The sequence below is a fragment of the Dietzia timorensis genome, from assembly GCF_020742175.1.
GTDB classification, from domain to species: domain Bacteria; phylum Actinomycetota; class Actinomycetes; order Mycobacteriales; family Mycobacteriaceae; genus Dietzia; species Dietzia timorensis_A.
This window is the reverse complement of sequence record NZ_DYXM01000243.1, coordinates 1-20,393: the sequence shown is the minus strand read 5'-3', so window position 1 is coordinate 20,393 and position 20,393 is coordinate 1. Positions and strand designations below refer to the sequence as shown.

Annotated in this window: 18 protein-coding genes and 2 pseudogenes; 9 read left to right on the top strand and 11 right to left on the bottom strand. The window is 67.9% G+C overall.

Annotated features, from left to right (window positions below; all coding sequences use genetic code 11):
• Positions 1 to 218 (bottom strand): annotated as a pseudogene (locus K8V11_RS12730) (hypothetical protein); the annotation flags it as partial.
• 128 nt (positions 219 to 346) lie between these two features.
• Between K8V11_RS12730 and K8V11_RS12725 the strand changes: the two are divergent.
• Entirely contained in the window at positions 347 to 748 is a 402-nt protein-coding gene (locus tag K8V11_RS12725; RefSeq protein ID WP_303914931.1) for a PPOX class F420-dependent oxidoreductase, read from the top strand.
• A gap of 19 nt (positions 749 to 767) precedes the next feature.
• Here the strand turns inward: K8V11_RS12725 and K8V11_RS12720 are convergent, their stop codons facing one another.
• From K8V11_RS12720 to cycA, 5 genes are read right to left on the bottom strand one after another with little or no spacing between them, the layout of a single operon-like run.
• On the bottom strand, positions 768 to 1,229 hold the full coding sequence (locus K8V11_RS12720) for an SRPBCC family protein (protein WP_303914928.1): 462 nt from the start codon (positions 1,227 to 1,229) through the stop codon (positions 768 to 770).
• A 20-nt stretch (positions 1,230 to 1,249) separates the two neighbouring features.
• Positions 1,250 to 1,684 carry an iron chaperone gene (locus K8V11_RS12715; protein WP_369693080.1) on the bottom strand — a complete coding sequence of 145 codons (435 nt, stop codon included), beginning with the start codon at positions 1,682 to 1,684 and terminating at the stop codon, positions 1,250 to 1,252.
• An 11-nt stretch (positions 1,685 to 1,695) separates the two neighbouring features.
• A complete protein-coding gene (locus K8V11_RS12710) occupies positions 1,696 to 2,109 on the bottom strand; it encodes a VOC family protein (protein ID WP_303914923.1) in 414 nt (137 codons plus the stop codon).
• Positions 2,110 to 2,119: 10 nt separating this feature from the next.
• Entirely contained in the window at positions 2,120 to 2,566 is a 447-nt protein-coding gene (locus K8V11_RS12705) for a helix-turn-helix transcriptional regulator (protein ID WP_303914922.1), read from the bottom strand.
• 37 nt (positions 2,567 to 2,603) lie between these two features.
• Entirely contained in the window at positions 2,604 to 4,022 is a 1,419-nt protein-coding gene (gene cycA, locus K8V11_RS12700) for a D-serine/D-alanine/glycine transporter (RefSeq protein WP_303914938.1), read from the bottom strand.
• 225 nt (positions 4,023 to 4,247) lie between these two features.
• On the opposite strand from cycA, the gene K8V11_RS12695 reads away from it, so the two are divergent.
• Together K8V11_RS12695 and K8V11_RS12690 are read left to right on the top strand one after the other, a co-directional pair.
• Positions 4,248 to 4,928, top strand: coding sequence for a superoxide dismutase family protein (locus K8V11_RS12695; protein ID WP_303914919.1), 681 nt, complete (start codon positions 4,248 to 4,250; stop codon positions 4,926 to 4,928).
• Positions 4,929 to 5,002: 74 nt separating this feature from the next.
• Positions 5,003 to 5,620, top strand: a complete 618-nt coding sequence (locus K8V11_RS12690) for a DUF1707 domain-containing protein (protein ID WP_303914916.1) — start codon at positions 5,003 to 5,005, stop codon at positions 5,618 to 5,620.
• 31 nt (positions 5,621 to 5,651) lie between these two features.
• Here the strand turns inward: K8V11_RS12690 and K8V11_RS12685 are convergent, their stop codons facing one another.
• From K8V11_RS12685 to K8V11_RS12675, 3 genes are read right to left on the bottom strand one after another with little or no spacing between them, the layout of a single operon-like run.
• Complete coding sequence (locus K8V11_RS12685; RefSeq protein ID WP_303914913.1) at positions 5,652 to 5,966, bottom strand: antibiotic biosynthesis monooxygenase; 315 nt, start codon at positions 5,964 to 5,966, stop codon at positions 5,652 to 5,654.
• 45 nt (positions 5,967 to 6,011) lie between these two features.
• Complete coding sequence (locus K8V11_RS12680; RefSeq protein WP_303914910.1) at positions 6,012 to 6,671, bottom strand: hypothetical protein; 660 nt, start codon at positions 6,669 to 6,671, stop codon at positions 6,012 to 6,014.
• Positions 6,668 to 7,141 carry a DUF4442 domain-containing protein gene (locus tag K8V11_RS12675; protein ID WP_303914907.1) on the bottom strand — a complete coding sequence of 158 codons (474 nt, stop codon included), beginning with the start codon at positions 7,139 to 7,141 and terminating at the stop codon, positions 6,668 to 6,670. Before K8V11_RS12675 ends, K8V11_RS12680 begins: the two co-directional genes overlap by 4 nt.
• Before the next feature lie 435 nt (positions 7,142 to 7,576).
• On the opposite strand from K8V11_RS12675, the gene K8V11_RS12670 reads away from it, so the two are divergent.
• From K8V11_RS12670 to K8V11_RS12650, 5 genes are all read left to right on the top strand, one after another.
• Positions 7,577 to 9,175 carry a cytochrome ubiquinol oxidase subunit I gene (locus K8V11_RS12670; RefSeq protein ID WP_303914904.1) on the top strand — a complete coding sequence of 533 codons (1,599 nt, stop codon included), beginning with the start codon at positions 7,577 to 7,579 and terminating at the stop codon, positions 9,173 to 9,175.
• Between the two features lie 8 nt (positions 9,176 to 9,183).
• Positions 9,184 to 10,227 (top strand): cytochrome d ubiquinol oxidase subunit II, encoded by a 1,044-nt coding sequence (gene cydB, locus K8V11_RS12665; RefSeq protein ID WP_303914935.1) that lies wholly within the window; start codon positions 9,184 to 9,186, stop codon positions 10,225 to 10,227.
• On the top strand, positions 10,224 to 11,831 hold the full coding sequence (locus K8V11_RS12660; protein WP_303914901.1) for an ABC transporter ATP-binding protein/permease: 1,608 nt from the start codon (positions 10,224 to 10,226) through the stop codon (positions 11,829 to 11,831). The genes cydB and K8V11_RS12660 overlap by 4 nt, the downstream gene beginning before the upstream one ends.
• Positions 11,818 to 13,521: a thiol reductant ABC exporter subunit CydC gene (cydC, locus tag K8V11_RS12655; RefSeq protein WP_303914898.1), complete on the top strand. Its 1,704-nt coding sequence runs from the start codon at positions 11,818 to 11,820 to the stop codon at positions 13,519 to 13,521. Before K8V11_RS12660 ends, cydC begins: the two co-directional genes overlap by 14 nt.
• Positions 13,522 to 13,696: 175 nt before the next feature.
• Positions 13,697 to 15,535 (top strand): acyl-CoA dehydrogenase, encoded by a 1,839-nt coding sequence (locus K8V11_RS12650; protein WP_303914895.1) that lies wholly within the window; start codon positions 13,697 to 13,699, stop codon positions 15,533 to 15,535.
• A gap of 262 nt (positions 15,536 to 15,797) precedes the next feature.
• Here the strand turns inward: K8V11_RS12650 and K8V11_RS12645 are convergent, their stop codons facing one another.
• Together K8V11_RS12645 and K8V11_RS12640 are read right to left on the bottom strand one after the other, a co-directional pair.
• Positions 15,798 to 18,122, bottom strand: coding sequence for a VanW family protein (locus K8V11_RS12645; protein WP_303914892.1), 2,325 nt, complete (start codon positions 18,120 to 18,122; stop codon positions 15,798 to 15,800).
• A 345-nt stretch (positions 18,123 to 18,467) separates the two neighbouring features.
• A complete protein-coding gene (locus tag K8V11_RS12640) occupies positions 18,468 to 19,784 on the bottom strand; it encodes an acetyl-CoA C-acetyltransferase (protein ID WP_303914889.1) in 1,317 nt (438 codons plus the stop codon).
• 213 nt (positions 19,785 to 19,997) lie between these two features.
• Here K8V11_RS12640 and K8V11_RS12635 point away from each other — a divergent pair.
• Positions 19,998 to 20,393: pseudogene (locus K8V11_RS12635) on the top strand (short chain dehydrogenase); the annotation flags it as partial.

Sequence of the window (20,393 nt, the reverse complement as noted above, 5' to 3'; positions counted from 1 at the left end):
GTGGGGCCGCCGCCCAGCGCATAGGTCGTCCAGCTCAGGGCGATGGAGGTGTCGGTCACCGTCATCACCTCGAGGTCGAGCGCGGCGAGGTTATCGCGGGCGGAGGAGCCGGTCTGGGCCGCGGCGACGCGTCCTGTTCCCGCCGCGAATGCGCCGACGGCGAGAGCCGCGGTGCCCGCCGTCATAAATGATCTTCGGGAATACGTCGATGCCGCCATGGCGTTAACGTATCCAGCCCCGGAAACGAGCGGGAAAAGTTGCCGGGTCAGGCAGGTAAACGCGCGACGAACCCGCATTCGCCCGGCGTACGCTGGGCGGCACCGATCCCCGAAAAAGGAGACATCCCATGGCCGAGACACCCTCGACTCAGCAGTTCGAATTCCTGGCCAAACCGAATCCTTCGGTGATGGCGACGCTCCGCAAGGACGGCACGCCCGTGACGGTGGCGACGTGGTATCTCCTCGAAGGCGACCGCATCCGCTTCAACCTCGACGGCAGCCGCGTCCGCCTGCAGCACCTCAAGCGCGATCCGCGCGTCTCGCTCACCGTGCTCGCCGATGGGGACTGGTACTCGCACGTCTCCATCCAGGGCCGCGTCGTGGAGATCGCCGACGACCCCGAGCTCGAAGGCATCGACAAGATCTCGCGCCACTACACGGGCAACCCGTACCCGGTGCGGGACCAGCCGCGCGTCGACGTGTGGATCTCGATCGACAAGGTCCACGGTTGGGGCGCGACCGCGAAATAGTGCTCGCGAGTTGGCCGTTTCAGCCTTCGGCCAGCGCCGCGAGCCGCTCGATGGACCTTGCGAGCCACTCCGGAGTGGTGGCCGCCGCCCACTTCATGCGTGCGGTGTCCGTCAGGTCGGTCCAGTCGTAGGTATGGGTGACGACGCAGGTCCCGTCGCCTTGGTCTGCGATCTCCCATCGCCATAGATGGCCGGGTGCGGGCTCGCCGGGCACGCTCGGCCGCCACGCGATGAGCTCCCCCTCGGCGAACTCGACCACGGTGTTGTCGCGGTCAACGCCCTTGGTGATCGTCATGGTGAACACGTCGCCGACGGCGCGGACGCGCTGCCCTTCGGCAGCCTCGCCCAGATTGTCGTTGCCGTCCCACTCGGGCTGCCGAGCAGGATCGGCGATGAGCTCGAAAACCTTCGCCGGTGCCGCCGAAATCCTCCGGTCTGCCCGAACTATCCGCCCCGTCCCGTGCCGAGACTCTTCCGTCATCCCCCACCCCTTGTGGTCTTTTACTTCCCGACTGCGCGTGTGACGAGGTCGGTGATCCTTTCGCGCACCGTATCGGTGAGTGCGGGAATCGCGAAGGACGTTGCCCACATCTCGCCGTCGTCGAGCGCGGCCGTGTCATTGAAGCCTAGCGTCGTGTACCTCGTCTCGAACTTCGTCGCACCCTGGAGGAAGAGCAGGACCTTGCCTTCCTTGTCGTAGGCCGGCATCCCGTACCAGGTGCGCGGAGCGAGGTCCGGCGCGACTTCGCCGACGATTTGATGCAGCGCGAGGGCGATGGTCTTCTCCTCGTCCGGCATTTCCTCGATCTTCTCGTGGAGCGAGGCGAGGTTGTCGGCCTTCTTCTTTCCGCCCTTCTCCGCGCGCAGCTCCGCAGCGCGTTCTTTCATCGCCGCGAGCTCGAATTCGCTGAAACCCGTACCTTCTTGTTTCGCCACGACGGTCTCCCCTACTTCTGTAGTTGCTGAATGCGGATGAGGTTTCCCGCCGGATCGCGCAGGGCACAATCGCGAAGGCCGTAGACCTGATCAGTCGGTTCCTGAACGACCTCGCCGCCCGCCGCCACGATCTTGTCGAAGTCGGCATCGAGTGTGGTCGAGGCGAGGTTGAGGCCGGCGTAGGTTCCCTTGGCCATCATCTCTGCGATCATCTCGGCCTCGGATTGGGTGACGCCCGGGTCGGACACCGCCGGCTCGAGAACGACCGAGGTGTCGGGTTGCCCGGGGGCGCCGAGGGTGATCCAGCGCATGGCGCCTTCGCCGACGTCCAGACGTACCTCGAAGCCAAGCGCGTCGCGATAGAAGCGCAGCGACTCCTCGGCGTCGGTGAAGGGAAGGAAACTTTGGTGAATGGAAAGGCTCATGCACCACACACTATGGCGCTGACGGCGGACGCGCTTCTCGATTCCTGACCGGCCTGTCGACCCGGCGCAGGACACACGGAGAGAGGGTCCCGATCTCCCCTGAGGCCGCAAACTCGCGGTAGGCGCTCGGCGAGACGCCGACCAACTCGGAGAACCGCGTGCTGAAGGTGCCAAGCGAGGAGAACCCTACGGCGAAGCAGATCTCGGTCACGCTCCGGTCGCCGCCGCGCAGCATGCTCATCGCCCGTTCCACACGCCGAGTCATCACGTAGGAGTATGGCGATTCGCCGTAGGCGGCTTTGAACTGCCGGCTCAGATGACCAGCGGACATGTACTCCCCGCGGGCGAGGGACTCCACGTCGAGAGGCGAAGCGAACTCCCGGTCGATCCGGTCGCGAACTCGCCGCAGCCGGACGAGATCCTCCAGCCGTCGCGTTCGCTCGTTCGGCTCTGCCATGTCGTCCAGCATTCCACGGCGCCGCCGGTCGTGGGAATCAGAACTCGCTTCGCCCCTCGCGGAAGGCGCTGATACGCGACTTCTGTACCGGAGTGCGCCGCAACAGAAGCCACGCGATAGCGAGAACCACGAACCAGATCGGTGTGACGAGGAGCGCCTGTAGGGTGTCTTCCTTCTGTGTGAGAGCCCAGATGAGGAAGGCGAAGAACGCGATAACGACCCAGCACATCACGATTCCGCCGGGCATCTTGAACTTCGAGGCCGCATGCCGTTCCGGGAACTTGCGGCGAAAGGCCATGTAGCTCGCGAGGATCATCGTCCACACGAACATGAAGCACAGCGAGGACACGGTGGTGACGATGGTGAACGCATCGATGATCGAGTCGCCGACCATCACCATCACCACCCCGGTAAGCAGGAAGACGCCGGACAGGTACAGCGCATTCGAGGGCACGCGGCGCGAGGACAGGCGCGCGAACCACGGGGGCGCGTCGCTGTGCCACGACAGCCCGTACACCATCCGCGAGGTCGAGTAGATTCCCGAGTTCGCGGAGGACGCGGCGGAGGTGAGCACGACGAAGTTGATCACCGAAGCGGCGATCCCGAACCCGGCGAGCGAGAACATCGCGACGAAGGGACTATTGTCAGGGGAGATCTCGCGCCACGGCGTCACGGCGAGGATGACGAGCAGCGCGACGACGTAGAACAGCGCGACGCGCACGGGAATCGCGTTGATCGCCTTGGGCAGGGTCTTCTCCGGGTCCTTGGTCTCCGCTGCCGCGGTGCCGACGAGCTCGATACCCACGAACGCGAACGAGGCGATCTGGAAGCCGGCGACGAAGCCCATGAACCCGGTGGGGAACATGCCGCCGTCGTCCCACAGGTTCGCGAATTCCGCCTGCGCCCCGTTCGGCGCGGAGAAGTGCGAGAACACCATCACCAACCCGACGACGATGAGCGCGACGATAGCGACGATCTTCACCATCGCGAACCAGAACTCGGTCTCCCCGAATGCCTTGACCGTGACGAGGTTGAGCCCGATGAGCACGGCAACCGTGGCCAGCGCGGGGATCCACAACGGCAGGTCCGGCCACCAAAACGTGGTGTATCCGGCGATGGCGATGACATCGGCGATGCCGGTGACGATCCAGCAGAACCAGTACGTCCAGCCGGTGAAGAATCCGGCCCACGGGCCGAGGAGGTCGCCGGCGAAATCGGCGAAAGAATGGTAGTTCGTGTTCGACAGAAGCAGCTCGCCCATCGCGCGCATCACGAAGAACAGCATCCCGCCGATGATCATGTACACGAACAGCACGGAAGGACCGGCGAGCGAAATGGTCTTGCCCGAGCCCATGAACAGCCCGGTCCCGATGGCGCCGCCGATGGCGATGAGCTGGATATGCCGGTTGGCGAGCTGCCGCGACAGGCCGCGCGACTCCTGCTCCTGTCCGCTCACGGCAGCGGGCCCGCCCGCTTCCTCGACGTCCCCGTCAGGTGAATTCGGTCCCACCTCAGCTGCCACATTGCCTCCTTCATCGCGGACGGGCATACCCTACGCCGGGCCTGATTTCCCTGCGCAATTGCCCCTACCCGCACGCTCCCCCTTCTACTCCGCGCGCGAGTCGTGTAGGGCTGGAGATAGGGACCGATGGCCCCGACCACCCGATCTCAAGGAGTCGACGTGCGCACAATTGCCAACGAAAATCGACGACACGCCACGGGCCGCCTCGCCCTCGGCATCGGCGCCGCCGCATTGCTCTGCCTCGCCGCATGTGGTTCGGATGACGCCGGAGATACCTCCTCCGCAGGCGGCGCCGAGTCCACCGCGAGCGCAGAACAAGCGGGCGCGACGGGCGAGGACGGCGCGGACGCCGATGCCGACGCGACCGCGAAAGTGCTCGACGAGTCCGGCAAGGAATTGGGCACGGTCTCGTTCGCCGAGGTCGACGGTGCCACCGAGGTGACCGCCTCCCTCGAGGGCCTGGACCCGGGCTTCTATGGCTTCCACATCCACGACACCGGGCAGTGCGAACCACACGGCACGGACGAGGACGGCGAGCACGCCGCCTTCCACTCGGCAGGATCGCACCTCAACCCCGACGATGCCGATCACCCCGACCACGCCGGGGACATGCCTTCGCTGCTCGTGATGGAGAACGGGAAGGCCGAGACGTCCTTCCAGACGGACCGGTTCACGCCCGAGGATCTCAGCGCCGACGGCGGCACTGCGGTGATGATACACGCGGGCGCGGACAACTTCGCGCACATTCCCGAGCGCTATGCCCCCGCTCCCGACGAGGACTCGCTGAAGACCGGCGACGCCGGGGACCGCGTGGGCTGCGGGGTCGTCGACGCCGCATAATCGGACTCCCCGGGTCCGGCTAGGCTTGGGTGAGGACTGCAACACGCACGCCGGACCCGGGGAGTGGGACAGAAATGGCCGCCGACGACAGCGAGAACCTGCGCCTGAGCGATGACGAGCGCCTACATGCGCTCAACGCTCTCGGCGAGCATTACGCGACCGGGCGCATCGACATGTCCGAGTTCGAGGAGCTGTCGGGGCGCGCTGCCGACGCGCGCCGGGTCCGCGAGCTCGACGACCTGTTCACCGGTCTCCCCGGCGGGGTTCCGCTCGAGGTCTCTCGCGGAGTGTTGGTCAAGCGCGAGATCGCCGTGCCCGCCTCGCCCGAGAATCCGGCGCCCGAGGGCAAAACCACGCCCGGCAAGGACCTCGAGCCCGCCTCGGACGAGGCGGAGCTGGAATCGCTGCGCAAGCGGGGAGAGCTCGTCGAATCGCTCGACTGGATAATCATCGGCGTCACCCTCGTCGCGTTCCTCATCATGCAGCTCGCGCTCGACTGGAGCTACGCCTGGGTCGTGTGGCCCTCGCTCATCGTCACGCTGTCGGTGCCGCGGATGATCCTCAAGTACACCGACGAGGATGAGGAAATTTACGACGAGATCAAGGAGTCGGTCGCCGAGGACCGCAAGGAACGTCTCCGGAAGGCCGCGAACCGGATCAACGAGCTCGAAAGCAAGCGCGACTCCGAGTAACCGGCACGTCCGCCGTCATAGGTGAAACGAGTTAGGAACCGGCTACGCCCGTCTCGCCCGCTACAAATGTAAAGTGCTCCATCACCGGCTTGGGCTCGTAAAAGTGGTGCAGCAGCTCGCGCCAGGCGGTGAACGCCTCGGAGCCGCGGAAGCCCTCGGTGTGGTCCTCGATCGTCTCCCATTGCACGAGCAGAAGGTATTCGTTCGGCACCTCGACCTTGCGGCGAAGCTCGACGGAAATGCAGCCGGGGGATCCGGCGATGAGGCTCTTGGCCTGCTCGAATGCCGCCTCGAATTCCTCTTCCTTACCGGGGATCACGGGCAGCGTGCCGCTTTCGAGAACCATAACGCGCTCCTTATCGTCGGTGGTCCCATCGGGACGTCTGCGAGGTTACCGGCGTTTGCCGCCGCGCAGCGGGAGCGCGTGCGAGGGCAAGCCGCGCAACTGCCTGCCGAGCTCCTCCGTGGCCAGCCCCACGGCCTCGAGCTTGGCGATCACAGCGTCGAGATGGCGCTCGGGCACGTCGAGCTCGACCATCACGGCCTCGTCCGAGCTGAGCATTCCGCCGGTCTGCATCCGCACCCGCGGGCCGGCATCGGAGTCAGTCTCGCCGTCCGCCGCATAGTGGGTTTCGCTCTCGCCCATCGCGCCGGGCCGCTGCGCCGCGCCGCCAGCACCCTCGGCCTGCGCGCGCAGTTCCTTCGGCGACAGCCGCATGTTCGTCCGCTCCGGACCCAGCGGCCCGTTGACCACGTGCATCACGTTGGCCTCGGAGTTCTCGGCCAACTCCCACAAGGCCTGGATGACGTCGGACATCGCCACGCGCGTGTCGCCGGCACGCGCGGCCAGCGCGGCAACCCGCTCGGCGAACAGCCACCCGCGGGCCGGGGCGTTGCGCACCTCGTGGGCCGCGAGCGCCACAGCGTTCCCGGTCGAGCGCGCCGCCCGACGCAGCGTGGAGGGCTGCCGGTTCTCGCGGCGCTCGATGTCCCCGGCCGGCGCGGACGGGTCCGCGGGCGGGCCGGTTTCCGGGCGAGGATCCTTGCTCACTTGCGCCTCTTCACCCGCAATACATGTTCGGCCTCGACGATGGCGCGCCCCTTGGGGTCGTACAGGGTGGCGAGGTGGCGCACGTCCACGCCGGACGACGTTTGCAGCTGTTCCATCACCCGATCCGCCTCGGTGCGCGGCACCTCGACGGTGCACGACATGCGTCCGCGACCCGGACGCAGGAAACGGACGGTCGCCTCTTTCGTGGCGACCGAGAATCCGCCGCCGAGCTGACCGGCGAGCATCGTCCCGTAGAGCACGTCGGTCGCCGAGAACAGCGCGCCGCCGAACGCGGTGCCATTGTGGTTCGCGTTCCACGGGTACACGTGCATCGAGAGCTCCCCGCGCGTCCAGTCGGGCGAGATTGAGGTGACCCTGATGCCCGCGCCGAGCAGGGGCGGGTAGATCCGCGCGAGCATCTGGAACGCGCGCGGCTGACCCAGCATTCGGTGCAGTGGTGTCGATGCCATGGTTAACAGTATGGACCCGCGGCGCGCCGAGAAGAACCCCGACAGGCGCCGCGGCGGCGGAACTACCGGTGCAGCCAGCCGTTCCGAAGCCACCCCGAACGCGGTGTTTTCACCCCCGAACCAGGCATGTTAAAGGGATCTACTTAATTTGGCACTCCGTGTCACATCAACCATTATTCCGAGCCACGACCAGCGCGTATCCACTACCGGCTCCTAGGGTTTCCCGTTTCGCGGTGGTCGCGGTTACATTCGTCGCTCCGGGGCTCGACGGCGCCGAAAACGGGACGCGAGAACGTAGCGCTTTCAGCACATCGAGGGCTTAGGGTAAATCGTGACAGCGCTTAGGCGGGACCGCCGGACCGGCCCGGATGGCCACCCGGCGCGCCACTTTGGCCGCCCGTCCCCGTGCGCAGTGCGAAGGGATTGGCTTCTCCCATGGACCTAGTCGATATCTCCAGGTGGCAATTCGGAATCACCACCGTCTACCACTTCATTTTCGTCCCGCTGACCATCGGACTCGCGCCACTCGTCGCGTTCATGCAGACCATGTGGGTCGCCACCGACAACCCACGCTGGTACCGCGCGACACGCTTCTTCGGCACCGTCTTCCTCGTCAACTTCGCCATGGGCGTGGTCACGGGCATCGTGCAGGAGTTCCAGTTCGGGATGAACTGGTCGGAATTCTCCCGCACGGTCGGAGACGTCTTCGGCGGGCCGCTCGCACTCGAAGGTCTCGCCGCGTTCTTCCTCGAGTCGACGTTCCTCGGTCTGTGGATCTTCGGCTGGACCCGCCTGCCGCGCTGGCTACACCTCACGTGCATCTGGATCGTCGCGGTGGCGGTCAACCTGTCGGCGTACTTCATCATCGTCGCGAACTCGTTTATGCAGCATCCGGTCGGCGCCGAATGGAACCCGGAGACCGGGCGCGCCGAGCTCGTCGACTTCGTCGCGCTGCTCACCAACAACACCGCTCTCGCCGCGTTCTCCCACGCGGTCGCCGGGTCGTTCCTCACCGCAGGCACGTTCGTCCTCGGCGTCGCCTGCTGGTCGATGGTGCGCGAGGCGCGGCGCGGCGTGGCGGAAGCTGCGGACGGGGCGGATTCCGCGGCGGATTCCGCGCCCGAAAACGTCCGCGCCTCCGCGCACCGCCCGGCGTTGCTCGTCGGCATCGTCACGGTCGTCATCGCGAGCTTCGGCCTGTTCTTCACCGGTGACACGCAGGCCAAGCTCATGTTCGAGCAGCAACCGATGAAGATGGCGTCGGCGGAATCGCTGTGCCACACCGAGAGCGATCCGATGTTCTCCGTCCTCACGGTCGGCACGCACAATAATTGCGATTCGGTGATGCACCTCATCAAGGTGCCGTTCGTGCTTCCGTTCCTCGCCGAAGGCAAGTTCAGCGGCGTCACCCTCGAGGGGGTCCAGGACCTGCAGGCGCAGTCGCAGGCCATGTACGGACCCGGCAACTACGCCCCCAACCTCTTCGTCACCTACTGGTCCTTCCGCGCGATGATCGGCCTCATGGCCTTCTCGTTCCTCCTCGCGGTCGTCGCCTGGTGGTTCACCCGGAAGGGAAAGATCCCCACCGATCGACGGGGCACGTGGCTGTCCACGCTCGCCCTGGTGTCCCTGCCGATGCCGTTCCTGGCGAACTCGGCGGGCTGGATCTTCACCGAGATGGGCCGCCAGCCGTGGGTGGTGCACCCGAACCCCGAATCGCGCGGCGACCCGCGGACCGAACAGATCCGCCTGCTCGTGGACATGGGCGTCTCCGACCACGCCACGTGGACCGTGTGGACCACGCTCATCGGCTTCACCCTCGTCTACGGCGCCCTGTTCGTCGTGTGGTTCTGGCTCATCCGCAAGACGGTGCTCGCCGGCCCACCGACCTCGGACGGCCCCGCCGATGACGGCGAAGGGTACGGCTCGCCCGCGGGCGCGGACTCGGGTGCGGCCGACTCGGCCGAAGCCCCCGTGTCCTTCACCTCGAGCGGCGCGGCCGCGAGCGACGATCGAAAGGACGAGGGACGATGATTTTCGGAATCGAACTCGAAGTGTTGTGGTTCGTCCTCGTCGCGGTGCTGTTCGCCGGGTATTTCCTGCTCGAGGGCTTCGACTTCGGCATCGGCATGCTGCTGCCGATGCTCGGTAAGGACGAGCGGCGGCGCACGGCGATCATCACGACGATCGGCCCCGTGTGGGACGGCAACGAGGTGTGGCTCATCGTCGCCGGTGGCGCCATGTTCGCCGCGTTCCCGGAGTGGTACGCGACGATGTTCTCGGGCCTGTACCTCGGCCTGTTCGGCATCATCCTCGCGCTCATCTTCCGCGCCGTCGCGCTCGAGTGGCGCTCGAAGGTCAACACCGATCGCTGGCGCCGCTGGTGCGACGCCGGAATCGTTGCCGGTTCCACGGCGACCCCACTCATCTGGGGAATCGCAATCTCGTCGATGCTCGCCGGATTGCCGCTCGACTCCGAGCAGCGACTGTCCTCGGGCGCCGAGACACTGGTGCATTTCGTCCACCCGTACTCGCTGCTCGGCGGCGTCGCGTTCACGCTGGTGTTCCTCCTCCACGGGCTCGCGTTCCTGCGACTCAAGACCACCGGCACGCTGCGCGACGAGGCCTCGCGCCTCACCCCGATAGTCGGCGGCCTCGCCGCTGTGGCAGGCGCGGCGTTCGTGCTGTGGACGCAGCTCTCCTACGGGAAGGACTGGACGTGGGTCGTGGCAGCGCTCGCGCTTCTCGGGGTCGTCGGCGGAATCGCTGCGCTCGCCGGGCACCGCGACGGGATCGCGTTTACCGCCACGTCGATCGCGACGCTCGCCGTCACCGCGCTGATCTTCGGGTCGCTGTACCCCAACCTCATGCCCAGCTCGGTCGACCCGGCGTTCTCGCTGAACATCCACAACGGCTCCTCGAGCGAGTACACCCTCACGATCCTCACGTGGACCGCCGCGTTCATCACCCCGCTCGTCATCCTGTACCAGGGGTGGACGTACTGGGTGTTCAGTAAGCGGATCTCGGCCGACCCGGTCGCGCTCCCCGCGACCGCGAGCACCGAGGGATCCGCGGAGAAGTCATGACCGCGTCCGCGGGCGTCGAAACGGGGACAGAACCAGGCGTGGAACCGGAGGCGGTCGTCCCCGGGCTGTCGCGGGCGCCGATCGACCCGCGGCTGCTCACACTGTCGCGGCCCGCGCGGCGCTGGATCGTGCTCGCCGCGGTACTCGCGGCCGCGCGCACGCTCAGCATCGTCGCGTTCGGCCTCGCCATCGGCTGGATCGGCGCCTCGACCCTCGACCCGGGCGCGGCCACTCCGAGCGCCGGCCGCATCCTCGCCGTGCTCGCCGTGCCCGGGTTCGCGCAGATCGCGATCGCGTGGGCCGAACGCCGCAGCGCGCATCTCGCCGCCGCGGGCATCATCGCGGACCTGCGCACGCAGGCAGCCGCCGAGCTCGCGTTGATGGACGTGCGCACCCGCACCGCCGACTCCGCGCGCTGGCGCACCGCCCTCACCGAGGGGCTCGACGGCATCGGCCCCTACCTCGGTTCCTTCCTGCCCGTTCTCGCCTCTACATTCATAGCGATCCCGTCGATCCTTCTCGTCATCGGCTGGCTCGACCTCACCTCGGCGATCACCGCCGCCGTGACGCTGCCGCTCATCCCGATCTTCATGATCCTCATCGGCAAGCTCACCGAGGGACGTACGTCGGCGCGCCTGCGCGGCCTCGCGGTGCTGTCGGAGCAGATGCTCGATCTCATCGCCGGCCTGCCCACGCTGCGCGCATTCCGCCGCACCCACACCCCCGTCGCCGAGCTCGGCCGCCTCGGCGAATCCCACCGCTCGTCGACGATGCGGGTGCTACGCATCGCGTTCCTCTCCGGCGCCGTGCTCGAATTCTTCGCGACGCTGTCGGTCGCGCTCGTCGCCGTCGGCATCGGCCTACGGCTGGTCACCGGTAGCCTCGACCTGTTCGCCGGGCTCACCGTGCTCGTCATCATCGGCGAGCTCTACGTCCCGCTCCGCGCGCTCGGCGCCGCCTACCATTCCGCGCGCGAGGGCGCCGAGGGCGCCGCGGAGGTCCTCGCCCTCCTCGACCCCGCGACCGGCTCCCGTGCGCGCATCACCGAACCGCTGGATGACGTCGCACCTACCGCCCCCTTCGAGATCGTGTTCTCCTCGCTCGCAGTCCCCTCCCGCGGTGGCGCGGCGCCCGCCGGGCTCACCGCCCGCGCAGGTGCCGGGTCGCTCACGGCGCTCGCGGGCCCCAACGGTTCGGGCAAGTCCACGGCGCTCCTCGCGGCGCTCGCCCTCGTCCGCGACGGGGTCTCCGGAACCGCCGAGGTACGCGACGCGGGTGGCCGCGTCGCGACCGGCGAGGCGCTGTACTCGCAGGTGGCGTGGCTACCGCAGGCTCCGGCGCCCGAGCGGACGTTGAACTCCGCGGCGCGCGCGTCCACGGGGCAGCAGCGCCTCGCCGATCTCGATTCCGAGCTCGCCCGCCGGCGCCCGATACTCCTGCTCGACGAGCCGACCGCACACCTCGACGACCACCACGCCCGCGAGGTCGTCCGCCTCCTGGAGGAGGCGGCCGCCGGCGGACGCACCGTCCTGGTCACCAGCCACGACGACCGCCTGCTCGACGCGGCGTCCGACGTCATCGAGGTGCCGTATGAGCACCGCTGAGCAGCGCACCGCGCCGGAAGCAACGCACGGAGGAATCCGGGCCGAGCTGCGCGACCTTTCGGAAATCACGGGAGTTCGGGCGCGCTCGCTTGTCGCGCCGGTGGCGGCGGCGTCGTTCACGCTCATCGCCTCGCTGACGCTCACCGTGGTTTCGGCGTGGCTCATCATGCGCGCGTGGCAGATGCCTCCGGTTCTCGAGCTCACCGTCGCGGTGACGGCGGTGCGTGCGCTCGGCATTTCCCGCGCGGTGCTGCGGTACCTCGATCGTCTCGTCGGCCACGACCTCGCGCTGCGGGCCGTCGCGCGCACGCGCGTGCGCATCTATTCCGGCCTCGCCGGGCTGCCTCCCGGGCGTCTGTCGCGGCTCGGGCGCGGCTCGCTCCTCTCGCGCGCAGGGGCTGACGTCGACGCGATCGGCGACGCCATCGTGCGCGTGGCCATCCCCGTCGGCGTCGCCGCCGTGACCTCCGCCGCGGCGGTCGCCTTCCTCGCTCTGCTCTCCCCCGCAGCCGCTGCCGTGCTCGCCTGCGGACTTCTCGTGTCCGGGGTGCTGGCGCCGTGGCTCACCGCCCGCTCCGTTGCGCGCGTCGACCGCGAGCGTGCCGCGGCGTCCGAGGAATGGTCCACCGAGCTCGACGCGATCCTCGCCGACCAGGGAACGATGCGGGTGCGCGGGGAGGTCGGCGCCGCCGTCGCCCGCGCGAAGGGCGCCGCCGGGGCACTCGCGCGGGCCGAGGGGCTCGGAGCGGCCGGTGCCGCAGGCGGTTCCGCGGCGTCCGTGGGCGGGCGAATCGCCTCGGCGATCCTCATCGCCGTACTCGCCGTGAGCGCCGCGGGCAGCCATTCGCCCGAGTGGCTCGGTGTGCTTCTACTGCTTCCGCTGGCCGCGTTCGAGGCCGTCGACGCGCTTCCCGCCGCGGCCACGGCGTGGGTGCGATCGCAGGGCGCCGTGCGCAGGGTCCGCGAGATCGGGAGGGCCGAGGAGACGGGCGACTCCGACGTCATACATGGTGGTTCCGCCGCGCAGCCGGTGCTCCCCGACCTCGTGATGGAAGACCTGGAATGGGGTTGGCCGTCCACCGGCTCGCTGGGGCGGCGCTCCGAGAGGATTGCCGGCGGGGAGCGGCGCACGATTGTCGCACCCAACGGCGCAGGGAAGACCACGCTGCTGCTCACTCTCGCGGGGCTGCTGCCGGCGATGGGCGGGCGGGTGCTCGTCGGCGGTCGCGAGGTGACGGGGCCGACGCCGGACATCGTGTTCTCCGCCTCCGACGCGCATGTCTTCTCCACCACCGTGCGGGACAATCTCGCGCTCGGCGCTCCCGAGGCGAGCGATGTGCAGATGACCGAGGTGCTGCGCGCGGTCGGGCTCGGCGATTGGGTCGGTGCTCTGGACGCGGGGCTGTCGACGGTGCTCACCGGCGGCGGGGCCGCGCTTTCCGGAGGGCAACGTCGCCGGCTCCTGCTCGCGAGAGCGCTGCTCACCGACGCGCCGATCCTGCTGCTCGACGAACCGACCGAGCACCTCGACGCCGACGGGCGCGCCGCGATCCTCGAGATTCTCGACGGACGGGACTTGCCCGGCGCGCGCCGATCCCGCACGGTGATACTCGTCCGCCACGATCCGGACGCCTGGGCGGGGATCGACGGCAGCCGAGCCGACGCTGTCGACGATCACGCGCAATCGTGAGGGAATCCTCAACAATGCAGGTAGATAGCGGTTTTTGAGGCCTCCCTCATTTTCGCTTCCCGCGCGGGGGCGGACTAGAGTCTCCCCTTGGTAAGGAGTTGCTCCGGCCACACGCGCCCATAGAGCCGCGGCGGGGAGCAGCCCACGTGAACAGACCAGGAGTGAGACTTCCGACATGGGTCATTACAAGAGCAACGTCCGCGACCTCGAGTTCAACCTCTTCGAGGTCCTCGGCATCAACGAGTCCCTGGACGCCGGCGAGTTCGGCGACCTGGACACCGACACCGCCAAGGCCATCCTTCACGAGATCGCCACTCTGGCCGAAGGGCCGATCGCCGAGTCGTTCGCCTCCGCCGACCGTAACCCGCCGGTCTTCGATCCGGAGACGCACACCGTGTCCATCCCCGAGGACTTCAAGAAGTCGCAGGCCGCCTACATGGACAGCGGTTTCTGGTCGATGGGCCTTCCCGAGGCACTCGGCGGCACCCCGGCACCCAGCGCACTTGGTTGGGCCCGGGGCGAGCTGATCCTCGGCGCCAACCCGGCCGTGTTCATGTACGCCGCCGGCCCGGCCTTCGCCGGCGTCGCGTACGAGAACTCCAGCGATGACGCACAGCGCCGCCGCGCCGAGCTCGCGGTCGAGCGCAACTGGGGCGCCACCATGGTGCTCACCGAGCCCGATGCCGGTTCCGACGTCGGCGCCGGCCGGACCAAGGCGATCAAGCAGGATGACGGCTCGTGGCACATCGAGGGCGTCAAGCGGTTCATCACCTCCGCCGACTCCGACGACATGTTCGAGAACGTCATCCACCTCGTGCTCGCGCGCCCCGAGGGTGCCGGACCGGGCACGAAGGGTCTGTCGCTGTTCTACGTGCCGAAGTTCCACTTCGACGAGCAGACAGGCGAGCTCGGCGAGCGCAACGGCGCGTTCGTCACCAACGTCGAGCACAAGATGGGCCTCAAGGTCTCGGCCACGTGTGAGCTGACCTTCGGCGGCCACGGCGTTCCGGCCAAGGGCTGGCTCATCGGCGATGACCTCAACCTCGGCATCCGCCAGATGTTCGACGTCATCGAGCACGCCCGCATGATGGTGGGCACGAAGGCGATCGCGACCCTGTCGACCGGTTACCTCAACGCGCTCGAGTACGCCAAGGAGCGCGTGCAGGGCGGCGACCTCACGCAGATGACGGACAAGACCGCCCCGCGCGTGACGATCACCCATCACCCGGACGTGCGCCGCGCGCTCATGCGCCAGAAGGCGTTCTCCGAGGGCCTGCGTTCGGTGTACATGTACACCGCCGCGCACCAGAACCCGGAAACCGCCGCGCGCGTGTCCGGCGCCGACGAGGGCCTCGCCTTCCGCGTCAACGACCTGCTGCTCCCGATCGTCAAGGGTGTCGGCTCCGAGCGCGCCTACGAGGTGCTCACCGAGTCGCTCCAGACCTTCGGCGGTTCGGGCTTCCTCCAGGACTACCCGCTCGAGCAGTACATCCGCGACGCCAAGATCGACTCGCTCTACGAGGGCACCACGGCGATCCAGGCGCAGGACTTCTTCTTCCGCAAGATCGCCCGAGACCAGGGAAAGGCGCTCGGCCACCTGTCGTCGAAGATGAAGGAATTCATCGATAACGACAAGTCCGGTGGCAAGCTCGACGCCGAGCGCAAGATCCTCGCCGAGTCGATCGAGGCATACGAGGCCATCATCGGCAAGGCCATCGAGTACGCGATGGGCGCCTCCGAGGAGCCCACCAACCTTTACAAGATCGGCCTCGTCTCCGTCCGCGTGCTCATGGCGTTCGGCGATCTCATGATGGCGTGGCGACTGCTCGTCGGCGCCGAGGTCGCGATTGCTGCGCTCGACAACGCCTCCGGCGACGACAAGTCGTTCTACACCGGCAAGATCGAGGCTGCGAAGTGGTTCACCCGTAACGAGCTTCCGGCGATCCAGCAGGTCAAGAACCTCGTCGACGATGTCGATCTCGGCATCATGGAGATGGACGAAGCCGCGTTCTAAGTCCCCCGGCGGGCCCGCACCGCCGAATGGCCCCGCACACGGAATGCCCCGTGTGCGGGGCTTTTTCATGCGCAATTCGGGAGCGTGGGCACCGAGTCGCGCACGTCTGCGGGTTGAAGGATGGATTGACGCCGCCCTCGCCTTCTGCTGCGCCGCGTCGGGCTCGACGGTGGATGAACCGGCATGAAATGCGGTGCGGGCCCGCCCCGACCTCAAAGGTCGAAAGGCGGGCCCGCGATATGCCGTGGCCGCGTGTCGCCGCCTACGGAGCGGGACGGGTGATGCCGGGGATTTCCGGCAGCGGGAACGGCAGGCCCGGCACCTCCGGCGGTGCCGGGGCCGGCGAGTCTCCGCCGCCGCCGTCTCCGCCGGCGTCGCCGCCGTTATTGCCGCCGCCGTTGCCATCACCCCCGCGATCGGGCGCAGGCGCACAGACAATGGCATCCACCGGGTCGTACACGCTGCGGAAGGTGTCCCTAGAGACCTCTCGCGTGCCCTGTGTGACGATGCGCGTCGCCACCGCCGTGTACCCGTCGCGGCCGGCACTCGGGCGGCAGTCCTCACCGCTCTCGCGCCTGGTCTCGGGGCGCTCGACGTTGGTGCGCGGCTGCTCTTCGGTGCGCACCTCGTACTGCGAGGTGCCCCACAGGCGCACCGTGATGCGGTTGCCGGTGGAGAACGCCTCGATCACCACGCCGGTGTTCTGCTGGTTCTTGAAACTCGTCGCCTGGGCGGCCGAGACGTCACGCGCCACCGGGAACGCGGGGTCGTCGACGCCGCGAGAGGTCCGCTGGAGCTCGGTCAAACCCGCCTCGTATGCGGCGTTGAAGAACGCCGTTGCGACCCCGTCTGCACCGGTATTGCCGGAGTAAGTTCCTGCGAGCTCGGCGAGGTTCGCCGTCTGGCCAGAGCGGACCAGATGCCCGTTGATCGCCGCGATCATCTCGTTCGCAGCCGAACCGGCGCTCACATCGATGCTGAATTCGCCGACCCGTTCGCGGATGCCCGCGGCCTCTGCGTCCTCGGTGCTCAGCTCCGGCTCGGTGGTTTCGTAGGACACCGGAACGGTGCGCGGTCCGCGATCCTGGAGGCCTGCCTGCAGGCCGCCGAGCAGCGGGCCCCACTGGACCGTGCGGCCCATGACCGCCGGCTCGACCGTGACCGAGTTGCCCGAGAACACGAAGCTCGCGTCGCGCCCCTCGGTCTGGGTTTCCGAGAGCAGCGGGTCGAGAATCCCCTTGGCGGCCTCGGCGTTGTACTTCGGCTCGAGGCGATTGCCGTTACGTTCGAAGGTGAGGTACTCACCGATCCGGTCGCGCGGGAACTCGACCGGCACGGCGTTCGGCCCGCGCGGGTCGACCATATTCACGGTCGTCGTCGACGGCGAGCCCTTTTCATCGCCCTCCTCGCGCTCGTTGACGCGCAGCGGCACGTCCTTCGTTTCCGGCTCTCCGCCGTCAGGATTGACGCGTGAACCGACGAGCGTGACCGGTTCGGCCACTGCGGGTTCGGCGACCTTGTCGATGACCTCGCGGACCTGGTCCGCGTCGGTTTCCGTCGGCGTGTAGTCCACGGCGAGGTCGACGCCGTTCTCGTCGAGCCAGTGCGCGAGCACCGCATCGCGCGAGTCCTCGATGCGGACGCTCTGGCCATCGCGCGGGAGGATCGACTTGACCTCGGCGCGGTCGTACCAGATCGCGCCCTCGCGGGGATCGAGGTCCGCCTCGCGGGCGAGGGTCTCGAGGTAGCCGGTGAGCCGCTGGTCCGGGATGCGGCTCTCGATGCCGATTTCCTTGGAGCGGAAGAAGGAGATGAGGCGGGTAAACGGGTTGAGCGGCTGCTCACCGGCGCGGTCGAGCGTGCCGCGCCAGTCGACGCTGAGGCCGACCTGCTGCGGATCGAGCTCCGTCGAGACCACGCCGGCGCGGATCGCGATCGGGTCCGTCAGCCTCGGGCCGAGCTCGTCGACGAGCTTCGTCTCGGCGTCCGAGTAGTCCATCGAACCGACCTCGACGCCGGCCACCTCCGAACCGCGCGGCACCTTGCCCAGGCTCGTAACGAGGTCGACGCCGTAGAGGACGGCGAGAAACATGAAGACGCCGGCGGCGATGTAGGTCCATTTGGCACGCGAGAGCCACTTGTTTGCGCTGCGCTGATCGCCCGTGGCGGGGTTCTCCACGCCGTCGAGGGCCGCAGGCTCTGCTCGTTCGCCCGTGGGCGCATACGGGTTGGCGCCGTGCTGCGGGCCGGGGGCGTTGCGGGAACCGGCGGCGGCGCCACCGAGCGTGCCTGCGCCCGCTGCGCCTGCGGCTGCCGCGTAGACGCCGCCGCGCGAGGGTTCGCCCGCCGAGGACTGCGACCAGGCGTGCACCGGTTCGTTTCCCTGCCGAGAGGGCCCGGGGCGTCCCGCGGGCGCGGTAGCTCCGCCGTCATACGGTGAAGGTATTTGGGTGGTTTGAGCATCGCCGGACGCGGCTGCGGCGCCCAGCGCGGGCTTATGTGCGTTGGGGTCGTCCACGCCGAACTGCCCCGGCAAACCCCAAGCGGGCCTGAACTGCTCGGCCCGTGGTTCGCGGCCATCTGCCACGTTCCACACCTCCAACATCGATCACACGCCCCGCGCTGTGTTGCGCGACACGATCTGTGGCGGCTACCCGTCGCCGACTGCACGATTTGCGGACGCCCCGACCGGCAATTCTACCCAGCGAGGTGAACTAATCCTTAGACATCGCTGACGAACACACTATAAATATTCGCCACACTAGTAACAGCTTTAACAATCCTAACCAAATGTGCAGCACACGTCCGCGCGACTCGCCATTTCCGGAAAGTCGACCGCAAGCACAAGGGGCCCACCGCGAATGAACGCGGCGGGCCCCGAGAGCCATCGGGCGACCAGCGCCCTAGCTTGTGCTGCCTTGGCTTTGCGCTACTAGCGCTCGATGATGGCGGTCACGCCCTGACCACCGGCGGCGCAGATCGAGATGAGGGTCCGGCCGCCGCCGTTCTCCTCGAGCTGCTTCGCGGCGGAGGCGAGGATGCGTCCACCGGTCGCGGCGAACGGGTGGCCCGCGGCGAGCGAGGAGCCGTTGACATTGAGCTTCTCGCGGTCGATCGAGCCGAGCGGCTTGTCGAGACCGAGGCGGTCCTTGCAGTACTCCGCCGACTCCCACGCGGCGAGCGTGGCGAGGACCTGCGAGGCGAAGGCCTCGTGGATCTCGTAGTAGTCGAAGTCCTGGAGGGTGAGGCCGTTGCGCTCGAGAAGACGCGGGACCGCGTAGGTCGGGGACATGAGCAGGCCGTCCGGGGTGAGGCCGTCGTGGCCGTGGATGAAGTCCACGGCAGCGGTCTCGGAGTCCACGAGGTAGGCGCGGACCGGGAGGTTGTTCTCCTTGGCCCACTCCTCGCTGCCGAGCAGCACGGCGGAGGCGCCATCGGTGAGCGGGGTGGAGTTACCGGCCGTCATCGTGGCCTCGGTGCCGTGAGCCTCGGCGTCCTTCTTACCGAAGACCGGCTTGAGCTTGGAAAGCTTCTCGACGCTGGAGTCCGGACGCATGTTGTCGTCGCGGGCGACCCCGAGGAAGGGGGTGACGAGGTCGTCGAAGAAACCACGGTCGTAAGCGGCGGCGAGCTTCTGGTGGCTCGTGGCGGCCAGCTCGTCCTGATCCTCGCGGGAGACGCCCATCTCGCGGGCCGTGATGGCGGCGTGGTCGCCCATCGACAGGCCGGTGCGCGGCTCGGCATTGCGCGGCTGCTCCGGGATGAGGCCGGAGGCACGGATCTCGCCGAGCAGCTTGACCCGGTCGAGGGTGGTCTTGGCGGCCGAAACCTTGATGAGGATCTTACGCAGGTCGTCGCCCACGGCGAGCGGTGCGTCGGAGGTCGTGTCGGAACCGCCGGCGATGCCGCTCTCGATACGGCCGAGGGCGATCGCGTCAGCGATCTGGATAGCCGAGGCGAGGCCGGTGCCACAGGCCTGCTGAAGGTCGAACGCGGAGGTCGACGAATCGAGCACGGAACCGATGACGGATTCGCGAACGAGGTTGAAGTCTCGGGAGTGCTTGAGCACTGCACCGGCGACGACCATGCCGAGCTTCTTGTCCTGCAGGTTGTAGCGGGACGCAAGGCCGTTGATCGAGGCCGTCAGCATGTCCTGGTTCGAAGCATCGGCGTACTTGCCGTTCGAGCGTGCGAACGGGATGCGGTTGCCACCGATGATGGCGACCTTGCGAGGCGCAGTGTTGGCCATGTTCTTCTCAATCTCCAATATGGGTCGCGAGCAATGAATTCTCCGACACTCCCCGGCAGCGTTGCCGCCGCTCTGCGTAGCACCGAGGTCGGGCGTGGAGGTAGCAGAATTGAGTATCTGGGGGTTATTGTTACTCACGAGTAAGTTACTTGTCGACCTCGGGTCGTCTGAGGTCGGCAGGGCGCACATTCCAACCAAAGGACTGAATACTTCATGGCTCAGGGCAATAACGACCTGTACTCCCAGCTCGTCTCCTCGGCGCCCGGTGCATTTATCGCCGGCCGCGTCGGACTTCCGCAGCCGGAGCCGCTGCGCCGCTACGCCAAGGGCGAGCCGGCGCTCACCGGACCGGTCCTCATCGGTGGCGAGGGCCGCCTCGCCGAGCCGATCCGAGCGATGCTCGAGGGCGACTACGAGATCGCCGACGCCGGCTACGAGGGCAAGTTCGGCGGCCTCGTCTTCGACGCCACCGGCGCCCGCAAGCCCGAGGATCTTCGGGAGATGTTCGACTTCCTGCAGCCGGTGATCCGCAAGGTCGTGCCGTCGGGCCGCGTCGTCGTCCTCGGTACCACCCCCGACGAGACCGGTTCGGTCGAGGAGCGCATCTCC